The 21,588-nt window shown below is 70.5% G+C and carries 20 protein-coding genes; 8 read left to right on the plus strand and 12 right to left on the minus strand.

Annotated elements, in window-relative coordinates; genetic code table 11:
• Nucleotides 1-148: 148 nt before the first annotated feature.
• The 3 genes from AS97_RS13580 (at nt 149) to AS97_RS13590 (ending at nt 3,000) form a co-directional block, all read left to right on the plus strand.
• On the plus strand, nt 149-1,075 hold the full coding sequence (locus tag AS97_RS13580) for an ABC transporter ATP-binding protein (protein ID WP_059144916.1): 927 nt from the start codon (nt 149-151) through the stop codon (nt 1,073-1,075).
• Nucleotides 1,072-1,845, plus strand: coding sequence for an ABC transporter permease (locus AS97_RS13585; protein WP_210564958.1), 774 nt, complete (start codon nt 1,072-1,074; stop codon nt 1,843-1,845). Before AS97_RS13580 ends, AS97_RS13585 begins: the two co-directional genes overlap by 4 nt.
• Nucleotides 1,846-2,007: 162 nt before the next feature.
• Nucleotides 2,008-3,000, plus strand: a complete 993-nt coding sequence (locus tag AS97_RS13590) for a COX15/CtaA family protein (RefSeq protein WP_210564960.1) — start codon at nt 2,008-2,010, stop codon at nt 2,998-3,000.
• Here the strand turns inward: AS97_RS13590 and AS97_RS13595 are convergent.
• The 3 genes from AS97_RS13595 to AS97_RS13605 all read right to left on the minus strand — a co-directional run bounded on the left by AS97_RS13595 (nt 2,970) and on the right by AS97_RS13605 (nt 5,585).
• Complete coding sequence (locus AS97_RS13595) at nt 2,970-4,106, minus strand: amidohydrolase (protein WP_236669739.1); 1,137 nt, start codon at nt 4,104-4,106, stop codon at nt 2,970-2,972. The two genes, AS97_RS13590 and AS97_RS13595, sit on opposite strands and share 31 nt — an antisense overlap.
• 84 nt (nt 4,107-4,190) lie before the next feature.
• Nucleotides 4,191-4,610 (minus strand): hypothetical protein, encoded by a 420-nt coding sequence (locus AS97_RS13600; protein WP_059144919.1) that lies wholly within the window; start codon nt 4,608-4,610, stop codon nt 4,191-4,193.
• Between the two features lie 24 nt (nt 4,611-4,634).
• Nucleotides 4,635-5,585, minus strand: coding sequence for a heme o synthase (locus AS97_RS13605; RefSeq protein ID WP_059144920.1), 951 nt, complete (start codon nt 5,583-5,585; stop codon nt 4,635-4,637).
• A gap of 394 nt (nt 5,586-5,979) precedes the next feature.
• Between AS97_RS13605 and tkt the strand changes: the two genes are divergently transcribed.
• Genes tkt through pgl form a run of 5 tightly spaced genes read left to right on the plus strand, consistent with a single transcriptional unit; the run spans nt 5,980 to nt 12,677 of the window.
• The gene (gene tkt / locus AS97_RS13610; protein WP_059144921.1) at nt 5,980-8,058 is read left to right on the plus strand and encodes a transketolase; all 2,079 of its coding nucleotides are present in this window, start codon (nt 5,980-5,982) and stop codon (nt 8,056-8,058) included.
• Nucleotides 8,059-8,103: 45 nt separating this feature from the next.
• Entirely contained in the window at nt 8,104-9,222 is a 1,119-nt protein-coding gene (gene tal / locus AS97_RS13615) for a transaldolase (RefSeq protein WP_059144922.1), read from the plus strand.
• Nucleotides 9,223-9,226: 4 nt separating this feature from the next.
• Nucleotides 9,227-10,750, plus strand: a complete 1,524-nt coding sequence (gene zwf, locus AS97_RS13620; protein WP_078640811.1) for a glucose-6-phosphate dehydrogenase — start codon at nt 9,227-9,229, stop codon at nt 10,748-10,750.
• A complete protein-coding gene (gene opcA, locus AS97_RS13625; protein ID WP_063804893.1) occupies nt 10,747-11,898 on the plus strand; it encodes a glucose-6-phosphate dehydrogenase assembly protein OpcA in 1,152 nt (383 codons plus the stop codon). The genes zwf and opcA overlap by 4 nt, the downstream gene beginning before the upstream one ends.
• Nucleotides 11,895-12,677: a 6-phosphogluconolactonase gene (pgl, locus tag AS97_RS13630; protein ID WP_210564962.1), complete on the plus strand. Its 783-nt coding sequence runs from the start codon at nt 11,895-11,897 to the stop codon at nt 12,675-12,677. The genes opcA and pgl overlap by 4 nt, the downstream gene beginning before the upstream one ends.
• A 106-nt stretch (nt 12,678-12,783) precedes the next feature.
• Here the strand turns inward: pgl and pgi are convergent, their stop codons facing one another.
• The 9 genes from pgi to AS97_RS13675 all read right to left on the minus strand — a co-directional run bounded on the left by pgi (nt 12,784) and on the right by AS97_RS13675 (nt 21,460).
• Complete coding sequence (gene pgi / locus AS97_RS13635) at nt 12,784-14,436, minus strand: glucose-6-phosphate isomerase (protein WP_210567210.1); 1,653 nt, start codon at nt 14,434-14,436, stop codon at nt 12,784-12,786.
• 51 nt (nt 14,437-14,487) lie between these two features.
• A complete protein-coding gene (locus AS97_RS13640; protein WP_125756972.1) occupies nt 14,488-15,726 on the minus strand; it encodes an MFS transporter in 1,239 nt (412 codons plus the stop codon).
• A 159-nt stretch (nt 15,727-15,885) separates the two neighbouring features.
• Entirely contained in the window at nt 15,886-16,221 is a 336-nt protein-coding gene (locus AS97_RS13645) for an RNA polymerase-binding protein RbpA (RefSeq protein WP_009718803.1), read from the minus strand.
• Nucleotides 16,222-16,437: 216 nt separating this feature from the next.
• Nucleotides 16,438-16,665: a preprotein translocase subunit SecG gene (secG, locus tag AS97_RS13650; RefSeq protein WP_014059875.1), complete on the minus strand. Its 228-nt coding sequence runs from the start codon at nt 16,663-16,665 to the stop codon at nt 16,438-16,440.
• A gap of 113 nt (nt 16,666-16,778) precedes the next feature.
• A complete protein-coding gene (gene tpiA, locus AS97_RS13655; RefSeq protein WP_059144926.1) occupies nt 16,779-17,555 on the minus strand; it encodes a triose-phosphate isomerase in 777 nt (258 codons plus the stop codon).
• Nucleotides 17,556-17,560: 5 nt separating this feature from the next.
• Complete coding sequence (locus AS97_RS13660) at nt 17,561-18,763, minus strand: phosphoglycerate kinase (RefSeq protein WP_125756970.1); 1,203 nt, start codon at nt 18,761-18,763, stop codon at nt 17,561-17,563.
• A gap of 82 nt (nt 18,764-18,845) precedes the next feature.
• Complete coding sequence (gene gap / locus AS97_RS13665) at nt 18,846-19,850, minus strand: type I glyceraldehyde-3-phosphate dehydrogenase (protein WP_059144928.1); 1,005 nt, start codon at nt 19,848-19,850, stop codon at nt 18,846-18,848.
• Between the two features lie 838 nt (nt 19,851-20,688).
• Nucleotides 20,689-20,865, minus strand: a complete 177-nt coding sequence (locus AS97_RS13670; protein ID WP_185929774.1) for a hypothetical protein — start codon at nt 20,863-20,865, stop codon at nt 20,689-20,691.
• Between the two features lie 301 nt (nt 20,866-21,166).
• Entirely contained in the window at nt 21,167-21,460 is a 294-nt protein-coding gene (locus AS97_RS13675) for a hypothetical protein (protein ID WP_156107531.1), read from the minus strand.
• Nucleotides 21,461-21,588 lie beyond the last annotated feature (128 nt).

The following is a 21,588-nucleotide window of genomic DNA, read 5'->3' on the forward strand; positions in this document are numbered from 1 at the left end:
TGGGGTACGTCACTTAGGTGTACCTAAGTCCGAGAGGACCCCGCGCCCCGGTTTCACCTGCGGCGACGCCTTCGCGGCCGGGCGGCGGGCACCGCGGCTTCCGGCCCTGCCGCCCACAGGGGGCCCGGCGATTCGTAGACTGCCGGACATGCGAGAAGAGCCCGCGGTCGACATCGTCGGCCTGGTCAAGCGGTACGGCCCGAAGACCGCGGTCGACGGGCTCGACCTGTCCGTGGACCGGGGCGCCGTGACCGCCGTTCTCGGCCCCAACGGAGCCGGTAAGACCACCACCGTCGAGACCTGCGAGGGATACCGCCGCCCCGACGCCGGCACGGTCCGGATATTCGGGCTCGACCCGGTCGCGGACGCCCCCGCGCTGCGCCCCCGGGTCGGAGTGATGCTGCAGTCCGGAGGCGTTTATTCCGGCGCGCGCGCAGAAGAGATGCTGCGCCACACCGCCTCCCTGCACGCTCATCCGGTCGACGTCGACCTGCTGATCGACCGGCTCGGCCTCGCCTCCTGCGGCCGGACCGCCTACCGGCGGCTCTCCGGCGGCCAGCAGCAGCGGCTCGCGCTCGCCATGGCCGTCGTCGGCCGCCCCGAGCTGGTCTTCCTCGACGAGCCGACCGCCGGGCTCGACCCACAGGCCCGCCGCGCCACCTGGGACCTCATCCGCGATCTGCGGGACGACGGGGTCACCGTGATGCTGACCACCCACTACATGGACGAGGCCGAGCAGCTCGCCGACGATGTGGCGATCATCGACGGCGGCAAGGTGATCGCCCGGGGCAGCCCCGAGGAGCTGTGCCGGGGCGGCGCCGAGAACACCCTGCGCTTCGGCGGCCGCCCCGCACTCGACCTGGCCTCGCTCCTCAAGGCGCTGCCCGCCGACTCCACGGCCGCCGAGCTGACCCCCGGCTCGTACCGCGTCACCGGCAAGGTCGACCCCCAGATGCTGGCCACCGTCACCTCCTGGTGTGCGCAGAACGGTGTGCTGCCGGACCGGATCTCGGTTGAGCGGCACACCCTCGAGGACGTCTTCCTGGAGCTCACCGGTAAGGAGCTGCGAGCGTGACCGCCACGGGCACTTTTCTCCCCAAGCCGGGGGCGGCCCCGCTGATGAGGATGATCCGGGCGCAGGTCGCGCTGGAGACCCGGATGCTGCTGCGCAACGGCGAGCAGCTGCTGCTGACCGTCGTCATCCCGTCCCTGCTGCTGGTGCTCTTCAGCACCGTCGACATCGTCGACACGGGCGCCGACGGCAGCACCGTGGACTTCCTGACGCCCGGCGTGCTGGCGCTCGCCGTGCTGTCCACGGCGTTCACCGGACAGGCCATCGCCACCGGCTTCGAGCGGCGCTACGGCGTGCTCAAGCGGCTCGCCGTCTCACCGCTGCCGCGGTGGGGACTGATGACCGCCAAGACCCTCGCGGTGCTGGTCACCGAGGTCCTGCAGATCGTGCTGCTGACCGCGATCGCGCTGGCGCTGGGCTGGTCGCCGCACGGCGACCCGCTCTCCGTGGCGCTGCTGCTGATCCTCGGCACCGCGGCGTTCTCCGGCCTCGGGCTGCTGATGGCGGGCACCCTCAAGGCCGAGGCGACCCTGGCCGCCGCCAACCTGGTCTTCCTGCTGCTGCTCGTCGCCGGCGGGGTGATCGTATCGCTCGACAAGTTCCCGGGCGCGGTGCGCGGCGCGCTGGAGCTGCTGCCGATCTCGGCGCTCTCGGGCGGGCTGCGGGACGTCCTCCAGGACGGGGGCGGGATGCCGTGGCGGGATCTGGGGATCCTGGCGGTGTGGGCGGTGCTGGGGCTGGGCGCGGCGGCGCGCTTCTTCCGCTGGGAGTAGCTTCCGCCGGGAGCAGCTTCCGTCGGGAGCAGCTTCCGCCGGGAGCAGCTTCCGCTGGAGCGGCCCCCGCTGGGAGTAGCCCGAACACCTCTGCGAGCTGGGGCTTTACCGAAGCACTACCCCTCGTGAAAAGCTGCACAAGCGGCGGCCTAGGATGGGCGCGTGCCGAATTCGCTGAATCCGTTCGAGCTGATCGCCCGGCGCTGGCAGCCCTCCGCGCGCTTCGTGGAGCGGGCCGCGCTGGCCACCGTGGTGATGGCCGTGGTCATCGTCGTGACCGGCGGGGCGGTCCGGCTCACCCAGTCCGGGCTGGGCTGTGACACCTGGCCCAAGTGCACCTCCGGGAGCCTGACGCCGACCGCTGAAATGGGGATCAACGGCGTCATCGAGTTCAGCAATCGCATGCTGACGTACGTCCTCTGTGCGGTCGTGGGGCTGTTGATCATCGCCGCCCGCGCCCGTACGCCCGTGCGCACCTCGCTGACCCGGCTCGGCTGGGCCCAGTTCTGGATCGTCATGGGCAACGCCGTGGTCGGCGGCATCACGGTGCTCACCGGCCTCAACCCGTACATCGTCAGCTCGCACTTCCTGCTGTCCTCCGTGCTGCTCACGGTCGCCGTGGTGACCTGGTGGCGGGCGCGCGAGGGCGACGCCGGGCCGCGCGACCTCGTGGCCGTGCCGGTGCGCCAGCTGACCCGGTTGCTGATCGCCGCCACCGGCGCGCTCATCGTCATCGGCACCGTGGTCACCGGCGCGGGTCCGCACGCCGGTGACGCCCGTAAGGTGCACCGCATCCCGCTGAACTGGCAAGAGATCACCCAGCTCCACGTGGACTTCGTCTACATCGTGCTGGGCCTCACCGTGGCCCTGTGGTTCACGCTGCGGGCCGTGAAGGCCCCGGCCGCCCAGCGCCGTACGGTCCTGGAGCTGCTCGTCGTCCTGCTCCTGCAGGGCGTGGTCGGGTACGTGCAGTACTTCACCCATCTGCCCGAGGTCGTCGTCGGCATCCATATGCTCGGCTCCTGCCTGGTGTGGATCGCGGTGCTGCGGGTGCTGCTCGCCCAGCGCGAGCGCGCCGCGCTGCCGGCGGCCGTCCCCGCCCCCACCGGCGACCACGAGACCGTTCAGCCCGAGCCGGCCGCGTCCAGCCGGTAGACGCGGCGCGCGGTCCCGGCCGCGACCAGCCCGGCGATCCGCTGGGCCTCGGCCCGGGTGCAGATCTCCTCGCCGACCCACTCGTCCGCCAGCCGGGCCATGGCCTGGCCGAAGAGCCGGGACGCGGTCACATACAGCTCGGGCAGCCCCCGCGCGCCCGTCGAGAAGAGCAGCTTGCCGAACGGTGCCTCGCCCAGGGTCTCCCCGGGCCGCGGCCCGGCGTCCGCGTAGACATGCGGGAAGGCCGCGGCGAGCTGGGCCGCCCGCCGGTGGTGCGGCCGGTCGGGCAGCAGCACCAGATCGGTGCCGAAGCCCGCCGTGGCGCGCAGGAAGCCGACGAGCGACTGCGGATCGGCGCAGTGCAGCTGCACCGGCAGGCCGGTGGCGACGGCGCTCCACAGCAGATGCTGGGCGAGCGCGGGGTCGGGGGCGCGGTCCCGCGCCGGGCGTACGGTGAGCGCGAGCCAGCGGGCGGCGGCGCGCCGGACCTCGCGCGGGTCGGGCGGCAGCTCGTCGCAGAAGGCGATCCCCATGGCGAAGGCGGTCGCGTGCTGGGCCGCCGCGTACAGCGCCTCGGCGGTGTTGCCGATGAAGGCGTCGACCGTGCCGGAGGTGTCGGCGACCTGCTCGGCCAGCGGCTCCAGGCGGACCACCTCATGGACCGCGCCGTCGGCGGTCGCGGCCAGGTCCTCGGCGGTGCTGAGGTCGTCCCGGGCGCCGGACTCCAGCAGGAAGGTGCCGATACCGGCGCCGCGCAGCAGCAGCCGCGCGGCGCGGTAGGCGCCCAGCTCACGGCGGCGGGCGAGATAGCTGACGGGCGCGCAGTGGGGCTCCATGCCCAGCAGCGGCGGGCACCAGCGGCGCACGGCCAGACCGGTCCAGCTGTCGAAGAAGGTGGTGCCGGCCGGGGCCGCGCCCGACCCGGCGGCGGCCGCCAGATGGGTTTCGAACGAGCCGACGCCGAGCTCGCCGTCGACCGTGCCGTGGCTGTGCTGGTCGACCAGCGGGGGCAGCGTGATCGGTCCCGCCACCGGACCCGGCCCGTCCCGGGGGACCGGGCCGGTCGGCGGGCCCAGGGTGTTCGGGGAGTCCGTCGCCTCGTGCATCGCCGCCGCCTCTCGCCCTCCGGCATCGACGGGCTTAACGGACGGAAGGGGCGCGAGGTGTCGCCGGACCCGTTCTCAGGCGTTCTACGAGGCGGGTGCCGGAGGGTTGCCGGGTCCGCCGAGCTGGATGCCCGCCATGCGCGCCCACTCGTACGGACCGGTGCGGACCTTGGCGGCGAGCTCGCCGTCGAAGGCGTCCTGGAGGGTCAGCCCGGCGATCTCGGCCGCGCGCCGCGCGCTCTCCTGCGAGGGGGCGACGAGAACGCCCCATTCGCCGTCGGCGCCGACGAGGGCGATCCGGACGGAGCCGCGCCCGATGTGGGCGATCTGCCCCTCGGCGCTGCCGCCGTGACCGGTGGCGAAGGCCGTGATCTGGCGGGCGAGCCGCTCGGCCCGCTTCTCGTCCTTCGAAGGCTTCGAGGGCTTCGACGCTGTTTCCGGCGCGGAAGGCTGTGCGGCCGACTCGCCGCTCTCCGTCGGCTCCGGCTGGGTGGTGTCTGCCATACAGCCGATGCTACCCGCCGGTAATCACCGCAGGAAAGGGTCCACGGCCACGGCGACGAACAGCAGCGACACATAGGTGATCGACCAGTGGAACAGCCGCATCTCCTTGAGTTTCGCGCCGGTGATCTCGGCCTTGGCACGCCCCTGGAGCGCATGCGCCTCCATGAGCCAGAATCCGCCGAGCACCGTCGCGACGACCGGGTAGAACCAGCCGGTGTAGCCCAGCGGCCACAGCAGCAGGGAGACGCCGACCATGGCCCAGCTGTAGAGGACGATCTGCTTGGCGACCACCTTGTTGCCCGCGACGACGGGCAGCATCGGCACGCCCACCCGCTCGTAGTCGTCCTTGACCTTCATCGACAGCGGCCAGTAGTGCGGCGGCGTCCAGAAGAACATCACGAGGAAGAGGATGACGGCGGCCCAGGAGACCTCATTGGTCACCGAGGACCAGCCGATGAAGACGGGCATACAGCCCGCGATGCCGCCCCACACGATGTTCTGCGAGGTGCGCCGCTTGAGCCACATCGTGTAGACGACGACGTAGAAGACCAGCGCACCGAGCGACAGCATCGCGGACAGCGGGTTGACCAGCGCCCAGAACCAGGCCGTCGACCCCGCCGCGAGCGCGAAGGCGAAGACGAGGCATTCGCGCGGCGAGACCATGCCGGTCACGAGCGGGCGCTGCGCGGTGCGCTCCATCAGCGCGTCGATGTCCCGGTCGTAATACATGTTGAACGCGGCCGCGCCACCGGCCGACAGATAACCGCCGACACAGGTCGCGACCACCAGCCACAGATCCGGGACGCCCTGGGCGGCCAGGAACATGACCGGCACGGTCGTCATCAACAGCAATTCGATGACGCGCGGCTTGGTCAGCGCCACGAACGCCATGACACGGGCCCCGAACGGCCGGTGACCGGAGCTCGTTTCGCTCGTCTCGAGCACCCCCGCAGGACGGGATTCGACGGCCGTCACGCACACCCCTGGTGGAAGCAAGAACCAGCAAGCACCGGACATGAAGAGCCGGTAAAGACTTGCGCGTACCACGCCACTCTAGACGTAGCGGATACGCCGCCCGCCGCCGGGGTCCCTCGTGTTGAGGGGGCACCGCGAGACGCCCGCGAGGCGGCCGTAAGGCGGCCACGCCCGGTGGACGACGGGCCGGGCACGCCCCGGAGCGGCCCCTTCCGTAGGGCTCGGGACGCCATCCCGACGGGCCCCGGAGGGAATGCGGCCACCTCGGAATTCGTTCCTTATCCCGTTGAGTGGAACTCGAAAAGATGACCGTTGTTCCAGGGGTAGGCTCGACATCGCCGGTGTACATACGGTCACCGGATATCGACATTGTGGAGAGGAGCCCTGACTCAGGGTGAGCACCAAGCCGACTACCACAGACCTCGAGTGGACCGATCTGGACCGGCAGGCCGTCGACACGGCCCGGGTCCTGGCCATGGACTCCGTACAGAAGGTCGGTAACGGCCACCCTGGCACGGCCATGAGCCTCGCACCCGCCGCCTACCTGCTCTTCCAGAAGCTGATGCGGCACGACCCCTCCGACGCGGACTGGACGGGCCGCGACCGCTTCGTGCTGTCTCCGGGGCACACCAGCCTGACCCTCTACGTCCAGTTGTACCTGGCGGGCTTCGGGCTGGAGCTCGATGATCTGCGGTCGTTCCGCACCTGGGGCAGCAAGACCCCGGGCCACCCGGAGCACGGCCACACCACTGGTGTCGAGACCACCACCGGCCCCCTGGGCCAGGGCATCGCCAACGCGGTGGGCATGGCGATGGCCGCCCGCTACGAGCGTGGCCTGTTCGACCCGGAGGCGCCCGAGGGCGCCTCTCCGTTCGACCACACCATCTGGGCGATCGTCTCCGACGGCGACCTGGAGGAGGGCATCTCCGCCGAGGCGTCCTCGCTGGCCGGCCACCAGAAGCTGGGCAACATCGTCGCCCTGTACGACGACAACCACATCTCGATCGAGGGCGACACCGCGACCGCGCTCTCCGAGGACGTGCTGAAGCGCTACGAGGCGTACGGCTGGCACGTCCAGCGCATCGAGCAGGCCGAGAGCGGCGACTTCGACATCCACGCGCTGTACGCGGCGCTCAAGGCGGCGCAGGCCGAGACCGAGCGCCCCTCGATCATCGCGGCCCGCACGATCATCGCCTGGCCCGCGCCGAACGCGCAGAACACCGAGGCGTCGCACGGCTCGGCGCTCGGCGCCGACGAGGTCGCCGCCACCAAGCGCGTCCTCGGCTTCGACCCCGAGCAGCACTTCGCGGTCGAGACGGACGTCATCAACCACACCCGCGCCCTGGTCGACCGCGGCCGCGAGGCGCACGCCGCCTGGGACAAGAAGGTCCAGGAGTGGCGGAACGCCAACCCCGAGCGGGCCGCCCTCTTCGACCGGATCACCGCGGGCGAGCTGCCCGAGGGCTGGGAGTCCGTGCTGCCGGTCTTCGAGCCGGGCAAGGACGTCGCCACCCGTAAGGCGTCCGGCCAGGTGCTCAAGGCGCTCGGCGGGGTGCTGCCCGAGCTGTGGGGCGGCTCCGCCGACCTCGCGGGCTCGAACAACACCACGATCGACGCGTCCTCGTCCTTCCTCCCGAAGGGCAACCCGCTGCCGGAGGCCGACCCGTACGGCCGCACCGTGCACTTCGGCATCCGCGAGCACGCCATGGGCTCGACCATGAACGGCATCGCGCTGCACGGCAACACCCGTGTCTACGGCGGCACCTTCCTGGTCTTCTCCGACTACATGCGCCCGGCCGTCCGGCTCGCCGCGCTGATGAAGCTGCCGGTCACCTACGTGTGGACGCACGACTCCATCGGCCTCGGCGAGGACGGCCCGACCCACCAGCCGGTGGAGCACCTCTCGGTGCTGCGCGCCATCCCGGGCCTGAACGTGGTCCGCCCGGCCGACGCCAACGAGACGGCCATCGCCTGGCGCGAGATCACCCGCCGCCACAGCGAAAACCCGGCTCCGCACGGCATCGCGCTGACCCGGCAGAACGTGCCGACCTACGAGGCCAGCGAGGACGCCGCCAAGGGCGGTTACGTCCTCTTCGAGGCGGAGGGCGGCGAGCCGCAGGTCATCCTCATCGGCACCGGTTCGGAGGTGCAGCTCGCCGTGGAGGCGCGTGAGCAGCTCCAGGCCGCCGGGGTTCCGACCCGCGTCGTGTCAATGCCCTCGGTCGAGTGGTTCGAGGAGCAGGACAGGGGGTACCGGGAGACAGTGCTGCCGCCGTCCGTCAAGGCCCGCGTGGCCGTCGAGGCGGGTATCGGCCTGACCTGGCACCGCTACGTCGGCGATGCCGGCCGCATCGTCTCGCTGGAGCACTTCGGCGCCTCCGCCGATTACAAGGTGCTCTTCCGGGAGTTCGGCCTCACCGCCGAGGCCGTGGTGACCGCCGCCCGCGAATCTCTCGACGCCGCAGGGCGCTGACACCCCGCAGACGACTTAGTAGCGACGAGTAGGAGAACACACCCCATGACAGACGCACTGAAGCGGCTGGCCGACGAAGGCGTCGCGATCTGGCTCGACGACCTCTCCCGCCAGAGGATCACCTCCGGCAACCTGGCCGAGCTGATCGACCAGCAGCATGTCGTAGGCGTCACCACCAACCCGTCGATCTTCCAGAAGGCGATCTCCAGCGGTGAGGGCTACCAGCAGCAGGTGGCCGACCTCGCGGTCCGCAGGCTCACCGTCGAGGAAGCCGTCCGCATGATCACCACGGCGGACGTCCGCGACGCGGCCGACATCCTCCGGCCGGTCTACGACGCGACGGGCGGCCAGGACGGCCGGGTCTCCATCGAGGTCGACCCGCGCCTGGCCCACAACACGGCCGCCACCATCGCCGAGGCCAAGCAGCTGGCCTGGCTGGTGGACCGGCCCAACACCTTCATCAAGATCCCGGCGACCGAGGCGGGGCTGCCCGCGATCACCGAGGTGATCGGCCTGGGCATCAGCGTCAATGTCACGCTGATCTTCTCCCTGGAGCGGTACCGCGCGGTCATGGACGCCTTCCTGGCCGGTCTGGAGAAGGCCAAGGCCGCGGGCCTGGACCTGCAGAAGATCCACTCGGTGGCGTCCTTCTTCGTCTCCCGCGTGGACACCGAGATCGACAAGCGCATCGACAAGCTCGGCACCGATGAGGCCAAGGCGCTGCGCGGCAAGGCCGCCGTCGCCAACGCCCGCCTCGCGTACCAGGCGTACGAGGAGGTCTTCAGCTCCGACCGCTGGGCCGCCCTGGACCGGGCGAACGCCAACAAGCAGCGTCCGCTGTGGGCCTCGACCGGCGTCAAGGACCCGGCGTACAAGGACACCATGTACGTCGCGGACCTGGTCGCCCCCGGCACCGTCAACACCATGCCGGAGGCCACCTTGGAGGCGGTCGCCGACCACGGCGAGATCAGCGGCGACACCGTGCGCGGCACCTACGAGCAGGCCAAGGCCGACATCGACGCGCTGGCCGGGATCGGGATCTCCTACGACGACGTCGTCCAGGTCCTGGAGGACGAGGGCGTCGAGAAGTTCGAGTCCTCCTGGAACGACCTGCTGAAGTCCACCGAGGCGGAGCTCAAGCGCCTCGCACCCTCGGAGGCGTGAAACCGTGACCAGCAGCAATCCGCTGCGTGACCCACGAGACCGACGGCTCCCGCGCATCGCGGGGCCGTCCGGCCTCGTGATCTTCGGCGTCACGGGCGACCTGTCCCGTAAGAAGCTGATGCCGGCCATCTACGACCTGGCCAACCGCGGGCTGCTGCCGCCGGGCTTCTCGCTGGTCGGCTTCGCCCGCCGCGACTGGGAGGACGAGGACTTCTCCCAGGTCGTGCACGACGCGGTCAAGGAGTACGCGCGGACCCCGTTCCGCGAGGAGGTCTGGCAGCAGCTGGCCGAGGGGTTCCGCTTCGTGCCCGGCGCGTTCTCCGACGACGAGGCGTTCACGACCCTGCGGGCGACCATAGAGGAGCTCGACAAGGCGCGCGGCACCGGCGGAAACTTCGCCTTCTATCTGTCGGTCCCGCCGAAGTTCTTCCCCACCGTCGTCCAGCAGCTCAAGAAGCACGGGCTGTCGCAGGGCCAGGGCGACTCCTGGCGGCGCGCGGTCATCGAGAAGCCCTTCGGCCACGACCTGAAGAGCGCCCAGGAGCTCAACCAGGTCGTCCATGAGGTCTTCCGGCCCGGTGATGTCTTCCGCATCGACCACTACCTGGGCAAGGAAACGGTCCAGAACATCATGGCGCTGCGCTTCGCCAACACGATGTTCGAGCCGATCTGGAACCGGTCGTACGTGGACCATGTGCAGATCACCATGGCCGAGGACATCGGCATCGGCGGGCGCGCGGGCTACTACGACGGCATCGGCGCGGCCCGTGACGTCATCCAGAACCACCTGCTGCAGCTCCTCGCGCTGACCGCCATGGAGGAGCCCGCCTCCTTCGGGGCGTCCTCCCTGGTCACCGAGAAGCTGAAGGCGCTGCGGGCGGTCAAGCTGCCCAAGGAGCTGGGCAAGCACACGGTCCGCGGGCAGTACGCCCCCGGCTGGCAGGGCGGCCAGGAGGTGCACGGCTATCTCGAGGAGGAGGGCATCGACCCCCACTCGAAGACCGACACCTACGCCGCGATCAAGCTGGAGATCGACAACCGCCGCTGGGCGGGTGTCCCCTTCTACCTGCGCGCCGGCAAGCGGCTGGGGCGGCGGGTCACCGAGATCGCGGTGGTCTTCCAGCGCGCCCCGCACTCCCCCTTCGACGCCACCGACACCCAGGAGCTCGGGCAGAACGCCCTGGTCATCCGGGTGCAGCCGGACGAGGGCGTCACCATCCGGTTCGGCTCCAAGGTGCCCGGCACCTCCATGGAGATCCGGGACGTGACGATGGACTTCCAGTACGGCGAGTCCTTCACCGAGTCCAGCCCCGAGGCGTACGAGCGGCTGCTGCTCGATGTCCTGCTGGGCGAGGCGAATCTCTTCCCCCGCCATGAGGAGGTCGAGCAGTCCTGGCGGATCCTCGACCCGATCGAGGAGTACTGGGAGAAGCACGGCAGGCCCGAACAGTACACGTCGGGGACCTGGGGGCCGAAAGCCGCGGACGAGATGCTCGCACGAGACGGACGGAGCTGGCGGCGGCCATGAACATCGATCTCACGGACACCACGTCCAGCCGGATCAACTCCGCTCTGATCCAGGCGCGCCGGTCCACCGGCACGCCGGCCGTGGGCATGGTGCTGACCCTCGTCATCGTCACCGACGAGGGCAATCACTACGACGCGCTGAGGGCGGCGAGCGAGGCGTCCAAGGAACACCCCTCGCGCATCCTGGTCGTCATCAAGCGTCCGGGCCGGTCGCCGCGCGACCGCAAGATGGCCCGGATGGACGCCGAGGTGCGGGTCGGCGGCGAGACCGGTACCGGCGAGACGGTGCTGCTGCGGCTGCACGGCGAACTCGCCAACCATGCCTACTCGGTGGTCCTGCCCCTGCTGCTGCCGGACGCCCCGGTGGTGGTGTGGTGGCCGGAGGACGCCCCTGAGCACCCCAGCGAGGACCTGCTCGGACAGCTGGCCCAGCGCCGGATCACCGACGCCCAGGCCACCGAGGACCCGGTCGCGGCCCTCGGGCTGCGGGCCGCGACCTACACCCCGGGCGACACCGATCTGGCCTGGACCCGGATCACCCCGTGGCGCAGCGTCCTGGCCGCCGCGCTGGACCAGCGGCACTCCCCGATCACCTCCGCGATCGTCGAGGGCGAGGCGTACAACCCGAGCAGCGAGCTGCTCGCGCTGTGGCTCGCCGAGCGGCTGGGGGTGCCGGTGAACCGGCAGATCTCGGAGGGCCCCGGGCTCACCGCGGTGCGGCTGGAGACGGCCGACGGCGTGATCTGCCTGGACCGGGCGAACGGCTCGCTGGCCGAGCTGGCGATGCCGGGCCAGCCCGACCGGCATGTGGCGCTGCAGCGGCGTGAGGTCTCTGAGCTGATCGCCGAGGAGCTGCGCCGGCTGGACCCCGACGAGATCTACGCCTCGTCGGTGAAGTTCGGCGTGAACAAGCTGGGCAAGGGCGGTGTGGGCACGCTGGAGCGGGACGCCAAGGCCGACCCGGCGGCTCAGCTGGCACCGGGGCCGGACCGGCCGACGCTGCCGACCCGGGACCCGGAGGCGCCGCCGGAGCACGCCCCCGGCTCGCCGAAGAACCCGCCGCAGGCACCGGCACAGCCGCCGGCTCCCAAGCCTCACCCCCCGGCGAAGGCCCAGGAGCGGAAGGCGGACGGGAAGGCGGACAAGTGACCGCACCCCAGGTGGTCGTCCACCGCGACAAGGAGCTGATGGCCCAGGCCGCGGCGGCCCGGCTGATCACGAAGATCGTGGACGCCCAGGCAGCCCGTGGCTCCGCCTCGGTCGTCCTGACCGGCGGGCGCAACGGCAACGGCCTGCTGGCCGCGCTCGCCGCCTCCCCGGCGCGCGACGCGGTCGACTGGTCGCGGCTGGACCTGTGGTGGGGCGATGAGCGATTCCTGCCGGAGGGCCACGCCGACCGCAATGTCACCCAGGCCCGCGAGGCGCTGCTGGACACGGTGGAGCTGGACCCGGCGCGGGTGCACGCGATGCCCGCGTCCGACGGGGTGAACGGTGGCGACGTGGACGCGGCTGCCGAGGCGTACGCCGCCGAGCTGGCCCGGGCCGCGCGGCCGGAGAACCACGGCGCGGTGCCGTCGTTCGACGTGGCTCTGCTGGGCGTCGGCCCGGACACCCATGTGGCCTCGCTCTTCCCCGAGCTGCCCGCCGTCCGGGAGACCGAGCGGATGGTGGTCGGGGTGCGCGGCGCGCCCAAACCGCCGCCCGTACGGACCTCGCTGACCCTGCCCGCGATCCGCGCGGCACGGGAGGTGTGGCTGCTGGCGGCCGGTGAGGACAAGGCGAGGGCGGTCACGATAGCCCTGTCGGGTGCCGGGGAGCTGCAGGCGCCGGCGGCGGGTGCGTACGGCCGCAGACGCACGCTGTGGCTGCTGGACCGGGCCGCGGCGGCGGGGCTGCCGCGCGAGCTGTATCCTCCGGCGTCGCCGTAATCCCTGCTCGTATCGCACACGATCCCCCGCGCGCCTCGGGCGCCCGGGGGATCGTCGCGTTCCCCCTACTTCTTCGTACTCTCCGTGCTCTTCCGTGCCCGGGGCCTCAGCGGCCGCGCAGCGAGCGGTAGGTGGCGACCAGATGCTCGGTGGAGGTGTCCAGACCCGGCACCTCGGCGCCCTCGGTCAGAGCGGGCTCGACGCGCTTGGCGAGCACCTTGCCCAGCTCCACTCCCCACTGGTCGAAGGAGTCGATGTTCCAGACGGCGCCCTGGACGAAGACCTTGTGCTCATAGAGGGCGACCAGCTGGCCCAGTACCGACGGGGTCAGCTCGGAGGCGAGGATGGTGGTGGTGGGGCGGTTGCCGGCGAAGGTCTTGTGCGGCACCAGTTCCTCGGCCACTCCCTCGGCGGCGACCTCCTCGGAGGTCTTGCCGAAGGCCAGCGCCTGGCCCTGGGCGAAGAGGTTGGCCATCAGCAGGTCGTGGTGGGACTCCAGCCCGGGCGGCATGCCCTTCATCGGCCGGGCGAAGCCGATCAGATCGGCCGGGACCAGCTTGGTGCCCTGGTGGAGCAGCTGGTAGTAGGCGTGCTGGCCATTGGTGCCGGGGGTGCCCCAGACGATCGGGCCGGTCTGCCAGCCGACGCGTTTGCCGTCCCGGTCCACGGACTTGCCGTTGGACTCCATGTCCAGCTGCTGCAGGTAATCGGTGAACTTCGACAGATAGTGGCTGTACGGCAGGACGGCATGCGCCTGGGCGTCATGGAAATTGTCGTACCAGATGCCCAACAGGCCCATCAGCAGAGGGACGTTCTCCTCCGGCGGGGCGGTGGCGAAGTGCTCGTCGACCAGGTGGAAGCCGGCCAGCATCTCGCGGAAACAGTCCGGACCGATGGCGACCATCAGGGAGAGGCCGATGGCCGAGTCATAGGAATAGCGCCCGCCGACCCAGTCCCAGAACCCGAACATGTTGTCGGTGTCGATGCCGAACTCGGCGACCTTCTCGGCATTGGTCGAGACCGCCACGAAGTGCTTGGCGACGGCCTCCTCACCGGCCCGCAGTCCGGTCAGCAGCCAGTCGCGGGCGGAGAGGGCGTTGGTAATGGTCTCGATGGTGGTGAAGGTCTTGGAGGCGACGATGAACAGCGTCTCGGCCGGGTCCAGGTCGCGCACCGCCTCATGCATATCCGCGCCGTCCACATTGGAGACGAACCGGAATGTCATCGATCGGTCGGAATAGGCCCGCAGCACCTCGTACGCCATCTTCGGGCCCAGATCGGAGCCGCCGATGCCGACGTTGACCACGTTCTTGATCCGCTTGCCGGTGTGGCCGGTCCAGTCGCCGGACCTGACGCGGTCGGCGAAGACGGCCATCTTGGCGAGCACGGCGTGCACTTCGCCGACGACATCCTCGCCGCCCAGCTTGATCTCCGCGGAGCGCGGTGCGCGCAGCGCGATATGCAGCACCGCGCGGTCCTCGGTGGTGTTGATCCGCTGGCCGCGGAACATGGCGTCCCGCAGCTCGGCCACCTTGGTGGCCCGCGCCAGCTCGCGCAGCAGCCGCAGGGTCTCGTCGGTCACCAGGTGCTTGGAGTAGTCGACGTGGAGATCGCCGACCTGAAGGGTGAGGCGGCGCCCGCGCTCCGGGTCGCCCTCGAACAGGTCGCGCAGCTGCGCATCGCCCAGATCCTTGCGGTGTGCGGCCAGCGCGTGCCACTCTGGCAGCTGGTCCAGCCTGGTGCGGCCTTCCATGGTCATCTCGGACATCAGCCCACTTCTCGTCGGTGCCTGGCCCCCGTGGCCACCAACCTAATTGATGCCGGACCGCATTCCCGGAACGAGGGCCGCCACCCCGCAGACGAAGAGCGCCGCGGCTCCCAGCGCGGGGGTGTTGAGCCCCCACGCCTCGGCCATCACCCCGCCCAGCAGCGCGCCGAGCGGGGCGCCCGCGATCGACAGGGTGCGGAAGGCCGAACTCACCCGCCCCAGTGCCCCGTCGGGGCTGCTGTGCTGCATCATCGTCACCTCGGTCACGTTCCAGACGATCCCCGCGAAGCCGAAGAGGCCCATGGCGGCGACCGCGACCGGCAGGCTCCGTATCGCCCCCAGGACGACCAGGGCACCGATCTGCGCGGTGCCGCACACCACGAGGGCGCGGGTGCGGCCCAGCTTCTCGGTGAGCCGGGCGGCCACCAGCCCCCCGATCACACTCCCGATGCCGTACACGGTGATGACGGCCGCATAGCCGGTGTTCCCAGCGCCCAGCCAGCCGGTGATGTGCAGCACCAGGGTGGCGATGAGCGCGCCGATGCCGATATTGCACAGCGTGGTGGAGGCGCACAGCGCCCGCAGCGTCCGGTCCCGCCACAGCACGGCCAGGCCCTCGGCGATATCGCGCCGCAGCGATCCGCCCGGCGGGCGCGGGGCCCGCTGAGGGGGCGTCACCCCCAGCGAGGCGACCAGCACGGCGGCGGCGAGATAGGTGACCGCGTCCGCCGCGAACGGCATCGCGGCGCCGAGGCCCAGCAGCACCGGCACCAGCGGGGCGCCCACGAACCGGCCCATGACCTCCTGCCCGGTCATCAGCCGGGCGTTGGCCCTGCTCAGCGCCTCCTGCCCGACCACCGAGGGCAGCAGCGCCGTGGCCGCGTTGTCGAACAGGGTCTGCAGCGTGGTCAGGGCGAAGGCGAGGGCGAGCAGCAGCCCGATGGTGGCCTGGTCCAGCCAGACCGCGACGGCGAACCCCGCCATCAGCACGGCCCGCGCGCCGTCCACCGCCCACATCGCCCGCCGCTGGTCCACCCGGTCCGCGATGGCCCCGCCGATCAGCCCGAACAGCAGCCAGGGCAGAAAGCCGCAGGCGGTCACGAGCGAGACCAGCACCGGCGAATCGGTCAGCGAGACGGCCAGCAGCGGCAGCGCCGCACCCCGCAGGGCGTCCCCGAACCGGGAGACGACCGCGGCCGCCCACAGCCGCCCGAACCCCCCGCGCCACGCGGGCACCGCCGGATTTCCGGCGCCCAGCTCACCGGCGTCCACCGCGGCCATGACATCCCCCTCCGCATCCGCCCCACCCGGCGGGACGGCTCCGACGGCTCCCCCCGGTGATGGAGCACCCCATGACCGTAGCCCGCACCACTGACAACGGCCCGGCCGCGCACCCCTCACAGGAGGTGCCCGGCCGGGCCGTCGTACCGCGTGCTGTGTCTAGATCTCGCCCCGGAGCTTGGCGAGTGCCTCGGCGAGGATCGCCTCGCCGTCGGCGTCGCTGCGCCGCTCCCGTACGTACGCCAGATGCGTCTTGTACGGCTCGGTGCGCGGCGGGTCCGGCGGGTTGTCCCGGTCCTTGCCGGCCGGGAAGCCGCAGCGGGGGCAGTCCCACGTGTCAGGGATCTGCGCATCGCTGGCGAAGCTCGGCACGGTCTCATGTCCGTTCGAGCACCAGAAGGAGATGCGCAGGCGGGGCGCCGATTCGCCTCGCTCGGCCTCTCCCATCGGCCCCGCTCCGACCCGGCTTCCACGGATCGCGTTGCCACTTGCCACGGTCGTAACTCCCTGCGTGATGGTGCCGCGAAGCCTCGATTGGCAGCTTCGCCGCCCGGCGCCCCAGTCTACGTAAGGCCCAACGCGCGTCCAGTGAGAGGAGTTACACCCGCCCCCGAGAACGCCATGCCATCATAGGCCGCATATGGACCCCGCTGACGACGGTACGTCAGTTATCGGGCGTCGGCCGGGCCCTGAGCGGGCCCCGCCGGAGCCTCAGTCGAGCTTCATCAGCAGCCCGAGCACAACGATGCAGACGAACCACAGCAGCCCGACCACCACGGTGATGCGGTCCAGGTTGCGCTCGGCGACCGAGGAGCCGCCCACCGAGGACTGCATGCCGCCACCGAACATGTCGGACAGGCCGCCGCCCTTCCCCTTGTGCATGAGCACCAACATCATCAGCAGCAGGCTGAAGATGATGAGGGCGATCGAAAACCCCATGATCACAGCTGGACCAACCTTCTCGGGCTTGTACGGACGTCGGGGGCCGGACGGTGCGATTCCCACCGCCTCGACCCCCGACAGGGTACGACGACGCGCGTGCTAGGGCCTACTCACTGGTCGCGGAAACGAACGATCTTGACGAATTCGTCCGCGTCCAGCGCCGCACCACCGATCAGGGCGCCGTCCACATCCGGCTGGGCCATGATCGCGGCGACGTTCCCGGACTTCACCGAGCCGCCGTACTGGATCCGGACCTTGTCGGCGACCTCCTGGCCGTAGAGCTCGGCCAGCCGGCCGCGGATGGCCCCGCAGACCTCCTGGGCGTCCTCGGGGGTCGCGACCTCGCCGGTGCCGATCGCCCAGACCGGCTCGTAGGCGATCACGATGGTCTCGGCCTGCTCGGCGGGGATGTCCTTGAGGCCGCCGTCCACCTGCGCGAGGGTGTGGGCGACCTGGTTGCCCGCCTTACGGACCTCCAGGCCCTCGCCGACGCACAGGATCGGGGTGAGGTCATGGCGGAAGGCCGCCTTGACCTTGGCGTTGCACAGCTCGTCGGACTCGCAGTGGTACTGGCGCCGCTCCGAGTGCCCGACGACGGCGAAGGTGCACTTGAGCTTGGCCAGCATCGGGCCGGAGATCTCGCCGGTGTAGGCGCCGGAGTCCTGCGCGGAGATGTCCTGGGCGCCGTACTTGATCTTCAACTTGTCGCCGTCGACCAGGGTCTGCACCGACCGCAGATCGGTGAAGGGCGGCAGCACCGCGACCTCCACGGCCTCGTAGTCCTTGTCGGCGAGTGCGAAGGCGAGCTTCTGGACGTGGGCGATGGCCTCGAGGTGGTTGAGGTTCATCTTCCAGTTGCCCGCCATCAGCGGCGTACGGTCACTCACAGTGTTCAGTCCTCCAGTGCGGCGAGGCCGGGGAGCGTCTTGCCCTCGAGGTATTCGAGGCTTGCTCCACCGCCGGTCGAGATGTGGCCGAAAGCGTTCTCGTCGAAGCCCAGGATGCGTACGGCCGCGGCGGAGTCGCCGCCACCGACCACGGTGAAGGCCGGGCTGTCCAGGAGCGCCTGGGCCACGGCCCGGGTGCCCTCGGCGAAATCGGGGTGCTCGAAGACGCCCATCGGGCCGTTCCAGAAGACGGTGGCCGCGTCGGCCAGCTTCGAGGCGTACAGCTTGCGGGTCTCCGGGCCGATGTCCAGCCCCTGAAGATCGGCCGGAATCGCGTCCGCGGCGATGACCTGCGGGTTCGCGGGTGCCTTGGTCTTCAGGTCCGGGAATTCGGACGCGGCCGTGACATCGACCGGGAGCACGAACTCCACCCCGCGCCCCTTGGCCCGGCGCAGATAGTCCTGGACCGCCGGGACCTGGTCCTCCTGCAGCAGCGAGCCGCCGACCTCATGGCCCTGGGCCTTGAGGAAGGTGTAGGCCATGCCGCCGCCGATCAGGATGCGGTCGGCCTTCTCCAGGAGGTGGTCGATGACGCCGAGCTTGTCGGAGACCTTGGCGCCGCCGAGGACGACCGCATAGGGCCGCTTGACGTCCTCGGTGAGCTTCTTCAGCACCGAGAGTTCGGCGGCGATCAGCTCGCCCGCGGCGTGCGGCAGCCGGGCCGGGAGGTCGTACACGGAGGCGTGCTTACGGTGGACCGCGCCGAAGCCGTCGCCCACGTAGAGGTCGGCGAGGGCGGCGAGCCGGTCGGCGAAGGCGCCGCGCTCGGCGTCGTCCTTACTGGTCTCTCCGGCGTTGAAGCGCAGGTTCTCCAGCAGCGCGACCTCGCCGTCGCCGAGCGCCGCCACGGTCGCCTGAGCGCTCTCGTCCACGGTGTCGGCCGCGAAGGCGACCTGCTTGCCGAGGAGTTCACCGAGCCGCCGGGCGACGGGGGCGAGCGAGTACTGGGGGTCCGGGGCGCCCTTGGGGCGGCCCAGGTGGGAGGCGACGATCACCTTGGCGCCCCGGTCCAGGAGCTTGTTGATCGTCGGGACGGCGGCGCGGATCCGGCCGTCGTCGGTGATCGTCTCGCCGTCGAGCGGGACGTTCAGATCGACGCGGACGAAGACCCGCTGCCCGGCGACCTGAAGATCGTCAATCGTCTTCACAGGGATGACTCCTTGATCATGGATCGGGGCCCGCTACGACGCCGTCGTAGCGGGCCCCATTCCTGGCTCATCGGGACAGCGGTCAGAGCCGCTCGCCGACGAAGACGGTCAGGTCGACGAGGCGGTTGGAGTAGCCCCACTCGTTGTCGTACCAGCCGACGACCTTGACCTGCTTGCCCTGGACCATGGTCAGGGAGGAGTCGAAGGTGCAGGACGCGGGCCAGTTGACGATGTCCGAGGAGACGATCGGGTCCTCGGTGTACTCCAGGATGCCCTTGAGCTGACCCTCGGCGGCCTTCTGGAAGGCGGTGTTGATCTCGTCCTTGGTGACCTCGCGGTCGAGCTCCAGGACGAGGTCGGTGACCGAGCCGGTCGGAACCGGGACGCGCATCGCGATGCCGTCCAGCTTGCCCTTGAGCTGCGGGAGGACCAGCGCGGTGGCCTTGGCGGCACCGGTGGAGGTCGGAATGATGTTCTCCGCCGCCGCGCGGGCGCGACGCAGGTCCTTGTGCGGGAAGTCCAGGATGCGCTGGTCGTTGGTGTACGCGTGGACCGTCGTCATCATGCCCTTGACGATGCCGAAGTTCTCGTCGAGGACCTTGGCCATCGGCGCCACACAGTTGGTGGTGCAGGAGGCGTTGGAGATGACGTGCTGGTTCGCCGGGTCGTACTTGTCGTTGTTGACGCCCATCACGATCGTGATGTCCTCGTCCTTGGCGGGCGCGGAGATCAGGACCTTCTTGGCGCCGGCGGCGAGGTGCTTGGCGGCGTCCTCGCGCTTGGTGAAGATGCCGGTGGACTCCACCACGATGTCGGCGCCGAGCTCGCCCCACGGAAGGGCCGCCGGGTCGCGCTCGGCCATCGTCTTGAAGGTCTGGTTGCCCACCGTGATGGTGTCCTCAGTGTGGCTGACCTCGTGCTTCAGCCGGCCGAGGATGGTGTCGTACTTCAACAGGTGCACCAGGGTGGCGTTATCGGTCAGGTCGTTGACACCGACGATCTCGATGTCCGCGCCCTGCTCAAGGAGCGCGCGGAAGTAGTTACGACCGATGCGGCCAAAGCCGTTGATGCCTACGCGGATCGTCACGAACCGATCTCCTCGTTGGTGTGCCGGTCTGGACGCCGGCGAACGTATATGGGATGTCCCCGACCGCCTCCGACCCTACCGCTATCACGGGACGTACGTGACATTGGCATCGGCGGCCCATGACCACCGGAAAGTGGTATGGACCGCCGATTCAGTCACGATTCGTCACGCGCTGTCAACGACGCGGCGCACGTAGCGCGTCGGCCACCAGCCGGGCCCTCTGGGCGGCGTCCGGGACATGCTCCAGGCCGAAGCCCAGCAGCACGGTGTCCCGGGTGGTGACGCCCGCGACGGCGTAGGCTCCGGTGCCGCCCTGCGCCGAGCAGCCGTCGTCGCCCGGGGGTCAGATAGTGCCTCAGCCTGTCCTCGCGAGGAACCCCGGGCGTTCACGCTCGGGAGATAACGCATCCTTCGCCGTCGGGCCGCGCAGCGGTCCGGCAATCTCTTCGCATCCGTTCGCCAGCCCGCAACTCACGAACCGGCTTGCCGGGGATGCGGCTCAGACGGCGCTGACCGAACGGATGCCACTGGGCGCGCCCCCATGTGGGGCCCCGTCAACGGTCCCGCACCGCAGTCCTGCGGTGGAGGTGACTCCCGGCGCGGACGCCAGCCGCGCGGGAGAACTCGAATCGGTGTGGCCGACTGAGTCGACAAGCTCGGTCCGTTCACGGCCGAGAAGTTGACGAACGGGTGCAGATTGAGCAGGAAGCCCGCGTGGCACTCGATGGGCACCTCGGCCGAGGAGCCGCCGTTGGCGTCGGGGAGGGTGGTCCAGTCGTCCTGGCCCGCGGTGCGCGCCTCGATGATCACATGGTCGTAGCGGGCTCGGTGTCATAGGTCAACTGCTCGGCGGCAAACGACCGGAACACCAGGTCGGATTCCCCCTGGCGGTGTTCGGCAAGCTGGACACGGCAGAGACCCGGTTTGCGGCCTCGTTGACCGCGGGCAGGGTGCGCTCAAATACCGGAGCCTGCACGGCATCCGGCACCAGCTTCACCTGCGTCACGAGCTTCATAGCCTCGCACCGTAGTACGACCTCCGCACGCAAGCCCGCCGTTACCTATCGATCACCACAACTGGTGATCCGTAGGGCGGTTGTTCGCATTCTCCGGCTCCGCCAGCCGTCCGGGCGTTCCGTGCCCGGCAGACAGCAGAGAGCGGCGACGCCCCCCCAACACGAACAGGAAGCAGGCGCTCCGGCGCATGACCCCAGAGACGTCGCGCCCCCTGATCGCTCGTGTGCTCCAAGGCGCGAAGTGCTGGTGCGCGGATGCCGGGGCGGAGACGCGACATCCGTGCCGTTCCTCCTAAGACGGTCAGCCGACCACGTTCTCGGCCATCTGGTGCTTCAGCCCGCCCTCGCGGCAATAGGGGCGGAAGACGCCGTCGCCCGCGGCCTTGAGGCGGTTGTGGGTCTGTGCGGAGACCTTCTTCTCGGTGAGCCGCACGCCCTTGCCGCGCAGCGCGCCGGCCTGCTCACCGGTGAGTAGAGCTCGACCGGGCCGGTGCCCTTCTCGGGCACTTGCCGCCCCAGCTCGGTGCCGTCCGCCCCGGCACGGAGCAGCATCCGCCCCGACACGGAGCAGCAGCGGAATCTGATCCTTGGACACCTGGGCGGTCCATACGGACACCCCATCGCGGGCGGTTGCGCGGAGGCCGCGACCAGTCCCCCGCGGGCAGCGCGGCCACCGCACCGCTACGCGGTCTCGGGGTAGTCGGCCCTGGGCGCGGGGCGCCG

This window comes from Streptomyces sp. AgN23 (assembly GCF_001598115.1).
GTDB lineage: Bacteria > Actinomycetota > Actinomycetes > Streptomycetales > Streptomycetaceae > Streptomyces > Streptomyces antimycoticus.

Bases quoted from the DNA above. Each gene is read 5' to 3' on its own strand.
- AS97_RS13595 (WP_236669739.1), bottom strand. From the start codon at position 4,106: ATGCACGAGGCGACGGACTCCCCGAACACCCTGGGCCCGCCGACCGGC.
- AS97_RS13600 (WP_059144919.1), bottom strand. From the start codon at position 4,610: ATGGCAGACACCACCCAGCCGGAGCCGACGGAGAGCGGCGAGTCGGCC.
- tal (WP_059144922.1), top strand. From the start codon at position 8,104: ATGACAGACGCACTGAAGCGGCTGGCCGACGAAGGCGTCGCGATCTGG.
- AS97_RS13580 (WP_059144916.1), top strand. From the start codon at position 149: ATGCGAGAAGAGCCCGCGGTCGACATCGTCGGCCTGGTCAAGCGGTAC.
- AS97_RS13670 (WP_185929774.1), bottom strand. From the start codon at position 20,865: ATGAAGCTCGTGACGCAGGTGAAGCTGGTGCCGGATGCCGTGCAGGCT.
- secG (WP_014059875.1), bottom strand. From the start codon at position 16,665: ATGGGGTTTTCGATCGCCCTCATCATCTTCAGCCTGCTGCTGATGATG.
- AS97_RS13640 (WP_125756972.1), bottom strand. From the start codon at position 15,726: ATGGCCGCGGTGGACGCCGGTGAGCTGGGCGCCGGAAATCCGGCGGTG.
- opcA (WP_063804893.1), top strand. From the start codon at position 10,747: ATGAACATCGATCTCACGGACACCACGTCCAGCCGGATCAACTCCGCT.
- pgi (WP_210567210.1), bottom strand. From the start codon at position 14,436: ATGACCATGGAAGGCCGCACCAGGCTGGACCAGCTGCCAGAGTGGCAC.